Genomic DNA, 13,745 nt, shown 5'->3' on the forward strand with positions numbered 1-13,745 from the left:
GGCACGCTCAATGGAAGGTCACCAATCCGTTGCCCCAAGAGCCTCCGGCCACCCGTCATCCCTCCGAAACGTCACGATTCAGGTCACCCGCCCGCCGCCCGTAAACCCTGTCCGTCACACACGCGCAGGGACTACGATTTTGCCTGGTGACCAAGCACCGAGACCAGGTGGGGGCAGACGCAGAGTGAGGAAAACGCTGTGACCGGAGGGACGAGGCTGGGCGGACCGCACTGGCGGCGAGTGGTGGCAGCACTCGCCAACAACGACGCGCGGACCGCCTACGCGCAGATCGTGCTGGGCGCCAAGCTCCCCGACGTGGTTGCTGAGCTGAATGACCAACGACGCAACCGGGCCATCACTGCCCTGCTTGAGTCAGGGCTCGTTGAACGGAATGCTGCCGACGAGCTGGAGGCACCTGAGGCGATCTTCCGCGACCTGCTCACGCAGCAACCCCGGCGACAGGCGCAGACCGGGTTGGCTCGCTTCATGCGCCTGGGCAGGATCGACAGGTATCCAGCCAACATGACGGAACGGCGGGAGCTTCTGGCCTGGATTGCCAGCGAAGCCATCGAGCCGGGCGAACACCTAACGGAAAAGCAGGTAAATGAACGGCTCCTCAGTTATAGCGATGACGTCGTGATGCTGCGCCGCTACATGATCGACTTCGGGCTATTGGATCGAACGCCCTCCGGCTCCTCGTACTCGCGGCACGACGAAACCTAGGCTTGGAACTCGTTCTCAAAGCGTCAAAACCTGTCCGAGCGCCAACCGAGCGCAGTCGGGGCGCGCTCGTTTGCGGTGCCACCGCGAGTACAGATGTCAGCGCCAGTCGTCGATGACGTAGGCGTCGGGGTGGCTGTAGCCGGGCTCGTTGGGCCGGTGCATGGTCACGCCCTGCAGCCCGGTACGGAAACCGCGGGCAACCATGCGCTGATAGGCATCCTGGCGGCCTAGGTTCATCCCGGCGTCGAGCCGACCCAGCCCGCGCTCGGCGGCCAGTTGCTCGCAGGCATCGAGTAGTCGTTCGAATCTGTCACCGGCCTGCCGGCCGGGGCGTACGGCGCCGAACTTGACGAAGCACACATCCGCGCCGGCCTCCGAGCCCGGTCCGCATTGACACACGGCCAGCCCGTCGAGTCCCGCCTCGCCCGGCAGCAGCACGGTGTCTCCGAGACCCTGCGCGTGCGTGGCCACTATCTCGCGTTCCAGGTCCAGACCCGCGTACACGGCGTCGGTCAGTGCCTGACAGGCGCTGAGGTAGTCGGGCCGCTCTGCGGCGGACAGTTCGGCATACATCACCCGGCCGGGCACCGCGCCACGGGCCTCGACCTGCTTGTGCATGACCGCGGTCAGGAATCGGGGCCAGAAACCGTACCGGCGGTAAAGTTCGATGTGTTTAGGGCTGTGCGAGAAGGTGAACAGGCCAACGTGGCTATTTCCCCAGGCCTCGAAGCAGCCCATGATCGGTTCCATCAGGCTTTTGCCGACGCCGTGATCCCACAGGTCTGGACGCACGGTCAGCGGTCCGAAGAACCCGACGCTGCCCCAGTTGGCGGCGAAGTTTGATCCTGCGAGGTCGCCGTCGACCGTCGCGGCGAAAGCGGCGTGCGGATCGGCGGCAAAGCGAGTGCGGACGTAGTCGGCGGTCCCGAACGGATCGGGGATCCCGAGGAAGGTCCCGAATGCCACCCTGCAGATCTCGTCAGCGCGATCGAGGTCCGTCTCCCGCAGCGGGCGAACCGATACCGGGGCCCCGACACTCGTTCGCCCGGTTTCCTGTGCAGTCATGAGCCTCTCCCTCCACCAATAAGCCAATTCCCTGATTCTGCGTTGGCAGCCGAACCCTTGAGCTGACGGAAGCTATGCCTCAGTGGCCTGATACTGCCTTGCCCGTTCGTCGAGAACGGCGGTGGCCATGGCCAGGCGCCCGGGAATCGGAACCAATGCCTCGCGGAGCCAGAGCGCGTCCGTGTAGGCGTGGAACCGGTCTGGATTGACATGCAGTTCCTCGACTACGGCCAACACCTGGCTGTGAGCCGTAAGGTAACGTGCCGACGACATGCGGTTCCGTCGCCAGTGCTGCTCCAGGCGCATGTCCATATTGGCCAGATCGAGGGCGGCCTCTGCTTGGGCTCCTTCGTCAAAATCCAGCAACCCCAGCGGAGACCGGTCGTCGGCTGTGATGATTTGCTTGCCGTGCAGGTCTCCGTGGGACCACACAAGCGGATCCGGGGCCGACCGCAGCAAATTCGTCGTCACATCCTCTGCCGCGGCCCGCAAGGCGCTGCCTTGAGTCGACATTTCCGGCACTTTTTCGAAGTGACGCAGCCAGCGGTTCACGCATCGCCACAAATCCGCTGCTTCCACCTCTGCCGAGCGGAGCGGCAGGCTGTTCAGAACGCTGCGTGCGGCGCTGCTGTGCGGGGCGTTCAGCTGAGCGACCCACGAGCGCGACCATTTCTCCCATGCCCACGCGAACGATTCTTCGCTGGCCGTGGAGTCGTTCTCGCCCAGGTCGTTCAGGGTCGGCCCTAGGACTGTGCTGAAAACGATGACATCCTCCGAGCTGCGAAGGATCTTAGGCGTAGTGAAGGTACCGGCGGCGGCCAGCAGAATGTCCACGTGTGCGCAGCGTGCGGCGGATGCGATGGCCTGCCCTGGCCGGAAGATCTTGATGTGACGATCCTCCGCCCGGACCACCGCCCGCCTGTGGGGCCGATACACAATGAGTTCACCTTGCTCCGCTTCGGCCCGCAAGGCGGGCAGTTTAGGATCGTCCAGCGGCACGAGTTCAAATCGCCCCTGACGCAGATAGGCTCCACGGAGGGCACGGCTCCGGCCCTCGCTCAGGACCTCCAGCACATAGTTTCCTGGTCTCCAATCGAACCAAGCCCGGCGGACGCGCCAGGTTGTGCCCGTAGCTTCGTCTGCGTATTGCGGGCCGGGCAGGTACCAACTCATGGGATCAGCTCCTGCGGTGGAAGTGCCACTTCAGATTGTGTGACCAGCATGAACGAGGACCATGAGGTCCAGATGAAGGTCGCATTAAGGAACCCTCATGCATGGACCACCGGCGTCGGCTGTGGGATGAACGTCGGCCCGATAGAGTCAGCGCAAAGCAGCCACCCTGCCTAGGCGTGCGCGTTCCAGACAGAAATACAGATATGGGACGCACCCTCTGTGCCGTCTCCCTAACAATCATTTCATCGAGCCCATGCTTGCGAGGAGCTGACGGCGCAGTTCTGGGGCCACAGCAACGTCTCCACCTGGGAGCCGGGTCAGCCCTGGAAGCACGTCCGCACCGACGGCTCCGGCATCGCGGACGTCATTGGCCGAGTTGTGGAAAGTGAACGGCCCACTCGCCTCGCGATCACGTTCGAGGACCCGGCCGGGGCGACCGCGCCAGCTTCGCTGGTGACCTTCACCATCGAGGAATACAAGGACATCGTGAAGCTTTCAATCGTGCACGAAAACATTCCCACCGCCGAAGATGCGGAGGCCGCTGCCCTCGGCTGGGCTGCTGTCGGTTCCAACCTCAAATCGCTGCTCGAGACGGGCAAGGTCCTGCCCCAGGCGCCCTGGGACATGCACGCCCAAGTGCGCGACACCCAGATGCGCGCCAGGGACTAGACGACATCCAGCAGGTTGGTTACATCGGCCGATGATTGGTGTTGCCCGAGGCCGCCGTGGCGCCGCCACATCCCGCAGATCGACCCGAAACCCGGGGGCTGTCAGCACAGCCGTAGGCTACTTTGGAGACCGGACACTAGTGACCTGGCCTCGTGCCCCGAAAGGAGGACTGAGTGGACAGTGATGCCGGTACGTGGTTCCTGAGTCGAGCCGAGCGGGGGAATCTGGGCACCGACGTGCACGCGGGCGGCGCCGGATCGCCGTCGTGGTCGGAGGGCAATCTGGTGCGTCCCCTGATTCATGGAGCGACCTACTTCGCCCGGCTGCGCGAGGAGCTGACGGCTCTGCAGGCGGGAGACCGCGTGTGGTTCACCGACTGGCGTGGCGACGCCGACGAGCGGCTGCTGGCGGCCGGACCGTCGATCGGCGACGTGCTAGCGGAGTTGGCCCGTGCGGGAGTGGAAGTGCGCGGCCTTATCTGGAGATCCCACGGAGAGCGCGTATCGGCCCCGATGAGCGGCCGATCCAACGAGCTCCTAGGTCGTGAAATAAACGAGGCTGGCGGAGAGGTCCTGCTGGATCAGCGTGTACGCCTGTTCGGTTCCCATCACCAAAAGATGTTCATCATCCGACGTCGTGACAATCCGTCGCGGGACGTCGCATTCGTTGGCGGAATCGACCTTTCCCACAGCCGTCGGGACGACGGCGACCACGCGGGAGACCCGCAGGCGGTCACCATGGATTCCCGGTACGGGAAACGACCCCCCTGGCACGACGCCGCCCTCGAACTGCGTGGACCCGTGGTGGCAGATCTGCTGGCAGTGTTCGCTGAACGGTGGAACGACCCCCATCCCCTGGACCGACGCACCCCCTACCGGATGCTGCTGCAACGTCTGGCCCGCATGCCCCGGCATCCCGAACCGCTCCCTGCCACTGCGCCGCCGCCACCACCGGCGGGTCCTCATGCGGTGCAGCTGCTGCGCACCTACGGTGTGAAACATCCCCCGTTCCCGTTCGCACGTGGAGGGGAACGCAGCATTGCCCGCGCCTACGCGAAGGCCTTCGCCCGCGCCCGCTCGCTGATCTACGTCGAGGATCAGTACCTGTGGTCGACAGAGGTCGCAGGCGGAATCGCGGAGGCCCTCGAACGGAATCCCACATTGAAGGTGATTGCCGTTGTGCCGCGTTACCCCGACTCTGATGGGCCTCTCGCAGGGCCGCCAAGCCGGCTCGGGCAACTGCGTGCCATCGGAATGCTGCACCGGGTCGCGCCCGACAGGGTCGGCGTGTTTGACCTGGAAAACCGCTGGGGAACGCCGATCTACGTCCACGCCAAAATCTGCATCATCGACGACACCTGGTTTACCTGCGGCTCAGACAACTTCAACCGCCGGTCCTGGACCACCGACAGCGAGCTCACCTGCGCCGTGTTCGACACGACTGCCGACAACCGGGACGCGCGCGCCACAGACAACGGCTACGACACTTCCCGGCCGTTGGCCCACCGGCTCCGGCTCCAACTCTGGGCCGAACACCTGGGCCTGGACCAGAACGATCCCCAGCTGCACGACCCGGAGGCCGGGCTCGAGCTTTGGAACACGACGGCGGACGCTCTCGACCGCTGGCATGACACTGGCCGCCGCTCCCCCCGACCCGCCGGACACGTGCGCCGCCACACCCCAGAGCCGGTGTCGCCCCGCCAACGTCTCTGGGCAGATCCAATGAGCCGCCTGCTTGTGGACCCGGACGGCCGCCCTCGCCGGCTGCGCCGTACCACCCGGTTCTAGTCAGCAAGTGTGGTGCAAGGGCCGCGAGGATCTCATGCATAAGAGTGCTCCCCGGAAGTCAGAACTGAATTCACAGTCCAAACTTTCGGGGAGCAGTTCAGGGCGCGGGCCGGGCCCGTCGGCGTTTGGCAGCGCGTTACTTTCTGGCGATGAAGTAGGCGTTGAACGGATCCGATTCGATCTCCCTGGACTCCACGTCCGCGAAGCCGGCGTCGGCGAGCATCGATAGCGCGAGCTGTTTGCCCCAGACGGTGCCCAGCCCGTCGCCGTCGAGCCCGAGCGAAACGCTCATGCAGTGGAAGGTCGAGATCGCGTACAGGTAGCTGCCCCAAGGGAGCTCAATGTTCTCCTCCACCTTGCTGGATGCCTTGATGTCCACCATCAGGAAGATCCCGTTCGGCCGCAGCGCGCGGTGGACATTGCGCAGGACCGCCGCCGGATGCGCCTGGTCGTGGATGGCGTCGAAAGCCGTCACCGCGTCGAAGCGGGCCTCGACGTCCAGGCCGGCCACGTCGGCAACCTCGAAGCTGCAGTTCGTCAGCCCCAACCGTTCCGCCTCGCCGCGGGCGGCACGAATGGCGCCCTCGGAGAAGTCGTAGCCGGTGAACTTGCTGGCGGGAAAAGCCTGGGCCATGAGGTTGATCGCGTGGCCGCTGCCGCAGCCGACGTCGGCGACGTCGATCCCAGCCTTCAGCCGTTCAGGCAGATCGGGTACCAACGGCAGGATCACGTCCAGTAGTGCCGCGTCGTGTACCGCCGCGCTGGTCTCGGCCATGTTCCGGTGGAAGTGGGGGTAGTCCCCGTAGGACAGCCCGCTGCCATGCCGGAAACGCTCGATGATCTTCTGTTCCACTTCGCCCATCATGGAAATGTGCTGCATCAGAATGGCCAGGTTGTCCGGGCCCGCGGCGCTGGTTAGGACGGCGGCATGCTCGCGGGGCAGCCAATACGTCCCGGTCGCCGGGTCGTAGTCGACCACGCAGGCCGCGGTCATTCCGCCCAGCCATTCGCGGACATAGCGCTCGTTGAGGTCGCTGGCGTCGGCTATCTGCTCGCTGGTGGCGGCAGGCAAGCCTGCCAGCGTCTCGAATAGGCCGGTCTGGTGCCCAACGCTGGTCAGCAGGGCGATCGCGGCATCGTTCAGGATGCCCACGAAGCGTCCCGCAAAAGCCTCAGAGGCCTCGGCGTCGAACTCCGCCAGTGAGGTTTCTTGGTCGATGGTCATTGTTGTTCCTCCCTTTGCTACAGGCGTCTGTGCCTGTAATCCAGGCGTCTGTGCCTGATTGATTCCAGCGTAGGAATTTCCAGGTGCGGCCAGCATCGGGCGAATGATGCGTTCTGTCCGGAGCCCATGGGGCAAATCATGCAGATGTCGGTCCGGCAGGTACTGCCCGACGTCGGCCGGCACGCAGCGGGAACTAGCGGCGCGGCTGCAGACCGTGTTCGTGAGCCCAGGCTGCGGCGGCCGTGCGTGAGGAGACGCCGATCTTGGCAAAGATGTTCGCCAGGTGCCTGCCAACCGTCTTTTGGCTGATGAACAATGCCTCGGCGGTTTGCTTGTTGCTGGCTCCCGCGGCCGTGAATGCCAGCACGTCCGCCTCGCGCTCGGTCAGCCCGCCGGGAAGTGGGCCGCCGTCGAGCCGTCGGACATCCGGCAGGGCGCCGAGTTCGCGATAGATCGCCAGCGCGGTCGCGGAATCCGCGCCGGCGACGCTGGACTGTCCCAGCCTGCGGTGCGCCTGGGCCAGAAGTTCGTAGACTCTGGCTGTTTCGTAGCGGGCGTGCAGGCTCCGGTACTCGTGGACGACGCCCTGCAGGACGGGCAACGCCTCGGCGTGCTGCGACTGTGCGATCAGCATGGCAGCCCGGGCCTGCCCGGCCCAGGCGCGGAAGCCGGCGGTGGCGAACACCGCTGCGGTTTCCTCCAGCCGGACGCAGAGCCGCTCGGCCTCATCGATGTGCCCGAGAGCCAGGGCGATTTCGACGCCGGACACCAGCAGCCGTGCACCTGCCAGCCGGTCCCGCCCGGCCAAGGCGGCACAGAGGCCCGCCCACGCCGCCTCGTTCTTCCCGGCGGCATGCTGGAGCAGCGATTCGCCCGGCTGCGGTTCGGTCCCCAACTCCCGTGCCCGGGCGTACGCTTTCTCAGCGCCGCTGCCGTCCCCGCGAAGCCGGCGTATTTCGCCCAGCTGGTAGTAGGCCTCGCCCGCCACCCAGTTGTTCCGGCCCACGAGCTCCGCCCCACTCTGCTCGATCGCATGTTCCGCCGCGTCCCAGCCACCTTCGGTGCTCAGCAGCTGCAGCCGGTGGATGCGGCAGATGCCGGCATACACCACGTCTCCCACGAACTGCTCGCCCCACTGCTCGGTGGCGTCAGTCCAGGCACGCATCCGGTGCAGGTCGGCCAGCTCGTGGCACGCGTGGATCACCGTGCAGTAGATTTCTCCTGCCCATTCCGGCGGCACCCGCCCGGCGAGTACCGGAAGCATTGCCTCGTCCAGCTGGGCAAAGCCGGATGCGGTGCTGCCGCTGCGCAGGTCTGCCAGGCCGGCGAGCACCAACCCGAAGGATGTGAGTGCGGGGACGCGCAGGCTCCGGCCCATGTGCTGCAACTTGGCCGCTGTCTCCCTGGCCGGGCCCAAGTCCGTGAGACTAAGCGCGAGGCTGGCATCCAGGTAGAGCAGATAGCCGTGCTCCGGACCTTCCGGAAGACCCTGCAGTAGCCCCCGGGCACGGCTCACCCAACCGGAAGCGATGACCACATCTCCGCGGATGAACCACAGCAGCCCCAGGTGCAGGGCCTTCATGGCCGCATCTGGTGCATCGCCGTCGTCCTGGAAGCGGTGGTAGACGTCCTCCGAAATCTCTAGCGATTCCTTGACCTGTCCGAGCCACCACGCGGCTCTCCCCAGGAGACTCAAGTCCCCCGTCTCCAGTTCGGACAATGCCCGGGCCTGGCTGAGCTGCCGGTAAGCGGCATGCCAATCGCCGCGGGCGTACGCCGTCCGCGCCGAGGCCAGCAACCCGTCAAACTTGTCCATCCCAGACATCACTTCAACGGTAGCGCCGCGGATAGCAGCCGGTCGAGCCGCTCGCGACGGCAGGTCCGGTCGACCCCCCGGGCGTCGGTGCCATGGAACCCTCGGCCCTCCTCTTGCCTGTGAGAAGCGTCTCAAATAAATACGGCCGCAGTCGGGAACCTGCCGCAGACAGGTAAAGTTATCTATTCGTAACATTCCCCTGACTGAAATGCGTGTGAATATGCCTGCAGACTCCGCTAGCGACGGCAAGCCCAAACAGCTCCTCGGACTCAGTGGCACCCAGACTATTGGCTCGGCTTTGGCCGCTGTGACCTCTGCCTTGGTGGGGTCCTTTCTTGGCGTTGCCGGGACGCTTATTGGCGCCGCACTCGGCTCTATCGTTGCCACGGTGGGCGCCGCTCTCTATGCCCGAACACTCAGTTCGGCCGCCACCGTAGCAATGAAAAAGATCCCCCAGCGACGCATGATCGGACTCCCCGCGGACGACGGCGGCATGCTCGCCGCCAGCGCGCCGGCCGGGAGCGACGAACCTCGAGCCAAACGTGTGTGGAGGAAGCTCACCCCCAAGACCTGGATCAAGGTTGGGGCGGTCAGTGCTGCCGCATTCGTCATCGCGATGGTCGGTGTCACCGCGCTCGAATTCGGAACCAATCGGCCCATCTCCAGCCTTGTCTCGTCGACGTCGGGCATCGACGGCGGTGCGACCGGGCCCACGACGACGCTGGGCAAAGCATTGACCGGCAATGCGACTGTCCCGGACAAGACAGACGAATCGGCTGAGAACCCAGAGGAAGTGCCTGGGAAAGTCGAGGGAGGCGGCAACGAAGAAGGCGGCCTGACCACAGACGGCAGCCCCAGTGGCGGGGACAGCGGCTCGGCCGGAACTGCAGAGCCGGGCGCCGACGAATCAAGCGACACCACGCCGGCGGACCTCGCCCCCGGAACCGAACCGACCCCGGAGCCTGCCCCCGAGACCGCACAGCCTTCGGAGCCCGGGGTGCCCTCGGATTCGGGATCGGCCGAGCCGCTCGCACCGTGACGGCGAAGGCACGGATGCAGGCCCGATAGGAAGCCGGCCTTATTCGGCACTGTTCCCGACGTTTTCGGAGATCACATCGCCGCACTCAAAGCTCTCCGCGATGAAATCGCGGCCAAGCCCAAACTGGTTGCGGCCTCGCCCTAGCGGGATTCGACCTCGGAGAATAGTCCCGTGAAGGTGCCCCCGGCCTTAGCGAGCGCTTCGAAAAACGCGCCTGCTGAAGCTGTTCCCACAGCCTGTGAGGCCGAGTCGTAGTCTTCGAAGTAGAGGTCCAGTGTGCGATACGCAGGAGTCGCTGTGCCGTCTTCCTTGGGCCACACTTTGGCGGACTCGAACCGGACAAGCCCGTCCAGCGCTGCGACGCGGTCAAGAATAGTGGGCATTTCCTGTTCGAAGAGTTCCGGAGCGGACGGGTTATCGATGATCAGTGTGATTTTCGTTTGCATGGCTTCGTCCTTACTCATTGTGGGTGAAGCACTCACGGATGTGAGGTGTGAAGCGGAAACCTGCGGGCACTTTTCACATTAGGAGTCCGCACACACGACGTCCATGGCCCAACGATCATCACTCCATCTCTACGCGCACATCCAAAAACGTAAACGACAACCACGCGCAGTCCGACCAGTTGGAGTTGTACCGCGGCCGAGCCTACAGACTCGGCCTTGGCATCGGCCTCATAGAACACGACCACGCGGCGACGTTGAAGGCGACCGCCAGAAGATCAGTTGGGCCCTCAAGAAAGCCCACGGCTAGGGCGCTGAGGCAATTGCGGGGCTGTCCCTTCCAACTGGCCTCGGGCCAATCCTCGCGATTGCCGCGGATGAAGTCCGCAGCATTTCCGGCCGGGATCTGCGCCGACCACCTCGCGTTCCGCAACCTTGGTCCAGCTCCCGAACGACGCTAGGCTGAAGCGCTACGTCGGCTTAGGGCCTCCGGAAGGAACCGGGAAACATCGCTACATCTTTGCGGTCCTCGCCCTCGCCGCCGAGAAGATCGAGATTGACCCAGAGGCGACGCCCGCCCTGCTGATGTTCAACCTGTTAAACGGCACCCTTGGACGCGCCCTCCTCGAGGGCTGGTACGAGAGTTAGGCCTCCTTCGGCACCACTCTCGACTGAACTCCGCTTGCCGCACCGCGCTTCCTCCCGTGGCTAAGGACGCATCACGGAGCATGGCCCAGAGAATGTCTTGGCGGCGCGGGGCCAGGAAGGGCCTGGCCTGGATGCGCGTCTCATCTTCACCGTGAGAGCAAACGCGGCGTTCTGATCTACGCTCCTCGTCAAACAAGCAGGGTGACAGATTCGGAGTTTGTGGCCAGCATTCATGAGGTCGCTGGCCGCGGCGATCAGTCGTGCGACGGAGTGCCGGGCTTCTCCTGTGAAAATCCTGCGTATAACCAGGTGAGGCCGGCCCAGCCAGCAACGGGACAGCCGGGCTTCCCGGCTCCTGAAGTTGCCCGTACCGGTGGGATACATGGGCGGGATCGACGACATCGGGCGCTGCGTGCTACACCTCGAGTAGGCTCCGTTCGTCAAGAGAGAGTTCCTCCACGTCGACGGCGGTCAGAGAGCGCCGGAAAATGACCGGATTCGAGAAAGCAACAGAGTAACCATGACCGTTACGACCGAACAGGATGCTGCACTCATCCGGGTGCTCGACAGCTGGGCCGACGCCGTGCGGCGCCACGAGCCCAAGCGCGTCGCCGCGTACTTCACCGAGGATGCGATCTTCCAAGGCTTCGACAGGACGCCGGTCGTTGGCCGAGCCGGAGTCGCCGCCTATTACGACAAGCAGCCCATGGGGCTCACCCCGACGTACACGGTGCTGGAGACGCGCGCGTTCTCGGACGACACGTTCCTCGCGTTCGTCGACGTGGACTTCACGCCGCCGAACGCCACGGTGATTCCGCTGCATCTGACCGTGGCGCTGGTGCGCTCGGAGGGCGAGTGGCTCATCCGGCACTATCACGTGTCGAAGATCGAGGCGTAGGGTTCACGCCATCAGAGACGGGAGGAAACGCGATGGAATTCCTGGTCGACATGAGGACGACGGTCCCGGAGGGCACGTCGGACGAGGCAGTCGCCGACATGCGGAGCAGAGAGGCGGCCAATTCGCGCAACCTCGCCGCTCAGGGACACCTTCTGCGGCTGTGGCGCCCTCCCGTCGCCGAGGGCGAATGGCGCACCTGGGGTCTCTTCCAGGCGCGTGACGCCGACGAACTGGAGCAGGTGCTCGCGTCGATGCCGCTCCGGGTGTGGCGGCACGACAGTGTGACGCCGCTGTCGCCACATCCGAACGATCCTGGCGCATAGTTGCTCGAGACTGGGCCGATACTGGCGGCCGCTCTGGCGTCGGGCCCCCGCATCGGCAGTACGGTGGTGTGCCGTCGCGCACCCGTCGACGGCTTGTGGGCGATTCGAGCGTCCGGACGCCCGAAAACCGACTTTCCAGCCCATTGGCTCCCGTAATAACGTCGACTTCGGCACGGCGGATGCCCCCTCTCCAGGTTTCGAAGCGATCCGTCAAAACAGAAGAAGCACAGAGTCATGAGCGCCATCGACTAGGCAGTGAGTGCCAATGCCACCATCGCCAATGACTACAATCCGAGCCATAGAGGGCCTCCGGCACCCGCTGTTCACATCATGACCAAGTCGGCACTGACGGGTGCGACCTTCGACGTCGATGCCGGCGAGCAAGTCCTTGGGAAGGAATGAGGAAGCAGGGTCGGCCCACGACACTTCCCTACGGCGACGCTGATCAGTTGCCGTCGAAGACAGCCTCTGGGCTCCACTCCGATGCCGGCTGAGAGTGAAGCCGCCAGTAGGCTTCGGCGATCAGTTCAGGCGCGAACGCGGTTCCATCCGCGATGTCTCCGGCGATGGTGACCCCGGTGACGTGCACGTTCTGCCGGGCCAGCTCGTAATGCAACAAATGGGTCACCGCGCGCAGGGCGGTCTTTCCGATCGAGAGGGTCGCATGCTCGGGCTGCGGGTCGTGGCTGAGCCAGCTGCCCGTCGTCAGGAACGTGCCGGTGCGAGCCTGTGCCATCGCCGGCGTGAGAACCTGCGCAGCAGTGATGGCGCCGAGCACGTCGACGTTGTACGCGGCCATCAGATACGTGGCGTCCGCGGCCAGGACACTGTCTCTTGCTATCAGGGCAGCGTCGTAGACCACTATTCCTGGGGCGTCGATCTGTGCGATGGCTTGCATCCGTAGACGGAACGACTCCTGGTCGGCAGCGTCGGCGAGCATGGCGTCGACGTTGGCGCCGGAAGCGCGCAACTCGTCGGCGAGAGCGGCAAGGGACTCCTCATGGCGCGCTACGAGCGTGATTCGGAACCCTTCTCTGGCATAGCGACGGGCCACAGCGCCCCCCAGGCCCGGTCCGGCTCCGATGATCAGGACGTGCTTCGGGTCGATTGGGGCCGTATTACTCGTCCCTCCGGTCGGAATCATGCCCTTTCGATCTGCCGGCCCGGCATCGGCTCTGCGATTGCTATCCGCCATGCGGGGGCGCCAAAGGTGTCGGCGAAGTACTGCGTCTCATGCACTACCTTCTCTTGAGCGAATTGCATGACGGACACCGAGTATGTCGGCACGCTGTCATACGTGATGATGCACTCGCTCACCCACAGATCGCCGCTTCCGACGATCCACAGTACCGTGAAATGCCTCTCGGCAGGGTGTCCACCACGTTGCGCCGCAATTGTCGTTCGACCTCGAAAGCGTTCACCCGACTGGGGGTAGTCGAGGATCGCGTCGTCGGAATAGATAGCCTGTTCGGCTTCGCTATCCCCGCTCTCCGATGTGCGCCAGTGTGCCTCGAGTGCCGCCCTGGTCGGATCCATCACGTTGTCCTTTCCGTGCGTGATGACCGTCGGTTCAGGTCGCCGCCCGGCGGTCTGCTTGTGGTCCAGTTTGAGTGCTGGCAGTTCCTCTCGCAATCCACTTTCGCGCCGACCAGGTCGCTCTAAAAGGTCGCGTGCGCGGCCAATGCGGCCGGGTGCGCATGCCAAGAGTGCTTTGGGGTCGCGAGGGACGCACGCGCGTTCAAAACTCTCGGTGTGAGTGCGACGCAGATCTGTGACCTGTCCCAGTCGTGTGTCTATCTGCCGACGTACGCACGGTGCGTCGAAGGCGACTTGGGAGGCGATGACGCCAAGCAGCATGACGACTTCCCGGTGCGCGGTCGCGACCCGCTCTCGCGGCGCCGTTGCCCCTTTGCGCAGCTGCGGGGCCAAGCTCGGC

At 64.8% G+C, this 13,745-nt stretch carries 14 protein-coding genes; 7 read left to right on the forward strand and 7 right to left on the reverse strand.

Going from position 1 to position 13,745, the window contains the following annotated elements:
• The first annotated feature begins 198 nt into the window (after positions 1-198).
• Entirely contained in the window at positions 199-723 is a 525-nt protein-coding gene (locus ACFRJ8_RS04065; protein WP_377984871.1) for a DUF2087 domain-containing protein, read from the forward strand.
• A gap of 96 nt (positions 724-819) precedes the next feature.
• Here ACFRJ8_RS04065 and ACFRJ8_RS04070 read toward each other — a convergent pair whose 3' ends face one another.
• Together ACFRJ8_RS04070 and ACFRJ8_RS04075 are read right to left on the reverse strand one after the other, a co-directional pair.
• Positions 820-1,788: a GNAT family N-acetyltransferase gene (locus ACFRJ8_RS04070; protein WP_377984872.1), complete on the reverse strand. Its 969-nt coding sequence runs from the start codon at positions 1,786-1,788 to the stop codon at positions 820-822.
• Between the two features lie 72 nt (positions 1,789-1,860).
• Positions 1,861-2,862 carry a hypothetical protein gene (locus tag ACFRJ8_RS04075; protein ID WP_377984873.1) on the reverse strand — a complete coding sequence of 334 codons (1,002 nt, stop codon included), beginning with the start codon at positions 2,860-2,862 and terminating at the stop codon, positions 1,861-1,863.
• A 366-nt stretch (positions 2,863-3,228) separates the two neighbouring features.
• On the opposite strand from ACFRJ8_RS04075, the gene ACFRJ8_RS04080 reads away from it, so the two are divergent.
• Both ACFRJ8_RS04080 and ACFRJ8_RS04085 read left to right on the forward strand, forming a co-directional pair.
• Positions 3,229-3,630: an SRPBCC domain-containing protein gene (locus tag ACFRJ8_RS04080; RefSeq protein WP_377985180.1), complete on the forward strand. Its 402-nt coding sequence runs from the start codon at positions 3,229-3,231 to the stop codon at positions 3,628-3,630.
• Positions 3,631-3,803: 173 nt separating this feature from the next.
• Positions 3,804-5,417: a phospholipase D family protein gene (locus tag ACFRJ8_RS04085; RefSeq protein WP_377984874.1), complete on the forward strand. Its 1,614-nt coding sequence runs from the start codon at positions 3,804-3,806 to the stop codon at positions 5,415-5,417.
• 136 nt (positions 5,418-5,553) lie between these two features.
• Here ACFRJ8_RS04085 and ACFRJ8_RS04090 read toward each other — a convergent pair whose 3' ends face one another.
• Together ACFRJ8_RS04090 and ACFRJ8_RS04095 are read right to left on the reverse strand one after the other, a co-directional pair.
• Positions 5,554-6,642, reverse strand: a complete 1,089-nt coding sequence (locus ACFRJ8_RS04090; protein WP_377984875.1) for a class I SAM-dependent methyltransferase — start codon at positions 6,640-6,642, stop codon at positions 5,554-5,556.
• A gap of 193 nt (positions 6,643-6,835) precedes the next feature.
• A complete protein-coding gene (locus ACFRJ8_RS04095; RefSeq protein ID WP_377984876.1) occupies positions 6,836-8,467 on the reverse strand; it encodes a LuxR C-terminal-related transcriptional regulator in 1,632 nt (543 codons plus the stop codon).
• 211 nt (positions 8,468-8,678) lie between these two features.
• Between ACFRJ8_RS04095 and ACFRJ8_RS04100 the strand changes: the two genes are divergently transcribed.
• Positions 8,679-9,497, forward strand: a complete 819-nt coding sequence (locus tag ACFRJ8_RS04100) for a hypothetical protein (RefSeq protein ID WP_377984877.1) — start codon at positions 8,679-8,681, stop codon at positions 9,495-9,497.
• 140 nt (positions 9,498-9,637) lie between these two features.
• Here ACFRJ8_RS04100 and ACFRJ8_RS04105 read toward each other — a convergent pair whose 3' ends face one another.
• A complete protein-coding gene (locus ACFRJ8_RS04105) occupies positions 9,638-9,943 on the reverse strand; it encodes an EthD family reductase (protein WP_377984878.1) in 306 nt (101 codons plus the stop codon).
• Between the two features lie 432 nt (positions 9,944-10,375).
• Between ACFRJ8_RS04105 and ACFRJ8_RS04110 the strand changes: the two genes are divergently transcribed.
• From ACFRJ8_RS04110 to ACFRJ8_RS04120, 3 genes are all read left to right on the forward strand, one after another.
• Entirely contained in the window at positions 10,376-10,588 is a 213-nt protein-coding gene (locus tag ACFRJ8_RS04110) for a hypothetical protein (RefSeq protein WP_377984879.1), read from the forward strand.
• A gap of 520 nt (positions 10,589-11,108) precedes the next feature.
• Complete coding sequence (locus ACFRJ8_RS04115) at positions 11,109-11,486, forward strand: YybH family protein (RefSeq protein WP_377984880.1); 378 nt, start codon at positions 11,109-11,111, stop codon at positions 11,484-11,486.
• A 32-nt stretch (positions 11,487-11,518) separates the two neighbouring features.
• Positions 11,519-11,809, forward strand: a complete 291-nt coding sequence (locus ACFRJ8_RS04120) for a muconolactone Delta-isomerase family protein (protein WP_377984881.1) — start codon at positions 11,519-11,521, stop codon at positions 11,807-11,809.
• 445 nt (positions 11,810-12,254) lie between these two features.
• Here ACFRJ8_RS04120 and ACFRJ8_RS04125 read toward each other — a convergent pair whose 3' ends face one another.
• Together ACFRJ8_RS04125 and ACFRJ8_RS04130 are read right to left on the reverse strand one after the other, a co-directional pair.
• Positions 12,255-12,953: an SDR family NAD(P)-dependent oxidoreductase gene (locus ACFRJ8_RS04125; RefSeq protein WP_377984882.1), complete on the reverse strand. Its 699-nt coding sequence runs from the start codon at positions 12,951-12,953 to the stop codon at positions 12,255-12,257.
• Complete coding sequence (locus ACFRJ8_RS04130; RefSeq protein WP_377984883.1) at positions 12,950-13,666, reverse strand: nuclear transport factor 2 family protein; 717 nt, start codon at positions 13,664-13,666, stop codon at positions 12,950-12,952. The genes ACFRJ8_RS04125 and ACFRJ8_RS04130 overlap by 4 nt, the downstream gene beginning before the upstream one ends.
• Between the last annotated feature and the right edge of the window lie 79 nt (positions 13,667-13,745).

This window comes from Arthrobacter sp. NPDC056886 (assembly GCF_042788715.1).
In the GTDB taxonomy this organism is placed as follows: domain Bacteria; phylum Actinomycetota; class Actinomycetes; order Actinomycetales; family Micrococcaceae; genus Arthrobacter.

What these genes read in the sequence shown, in the direction of transcription:
- ACFRJ8_RS04100 (WP_377984877.1), top strand. Translation starts at nt 8,679, where the DNA reads ATGCCTGCAGACTCCGCTAGCGACGGCAAGCCCAAACAGCTCCTCGGA.
- ACFRJ8_RS04125 (WP_377984882.1), bottom strand. Translation starts at nt 12,953, where the DNA reads ATGATTCCGACCGGAGGGACGAGTAATACGGCCCCAATCGACCCGAAG.
- ACFRJ8_RS04120 (WP_377984881.1), top strand. Translation starts at nt 11,519, where the DNA reads ATGGAATTCCTGGTCGACATGAGGACGACGGTCCCGGAGGGCACGTCG.
- ACFRJ8_RS04095 (WP_377984876.1), bottom strand. Translation starts at nt 8,467, where the DNA reads ATGTCTGGGATGGACAAGTTTGACGGGTTGCTGGCCTCGGCGCGGACG.
- ACFRJ8_RS04105 (WP_377984878.1), bottom strand. Translation starts at nt 9,943, where the DNA reads ATGCAAACGAAAATCACACTGATCATCGATAACCCGTCCGCTCCGGAA.
- ACFRJ8_RS04115 (WP_377984880.1), top strand. Translation starts at nt 11,109, where the DNA reads ATGACCGTTACGACCGAACAGGATGCTGCACTCATCCGGGTGCTCGAC.
- ACFRJ8_RS04070 (WP_377984872.1), bottom strand. Translation starts at nt 1,788, where the DNA reads ATGACTGCACAGGAAACCGGGCGAACGAGTGTCGGGGCCCCGGTATCG.
- ACFRJ8_RS04130 (WP_377984883.1), bottom strand. Translation starts at nt 13,666, where the DNA reads ATGCTGCTTGGCGTCATCGCCTCCCAAGTCGCCTTCGACGCACCGTGC.
- ACFRJ8_RS04090 (WP_377984875.1), bottom strand. Translation starts at nt 6,642, where the DNA reads ATGACCATCGACCAAGAAACCTCACTGGCGGAGTTCGACGCCGAGGCC.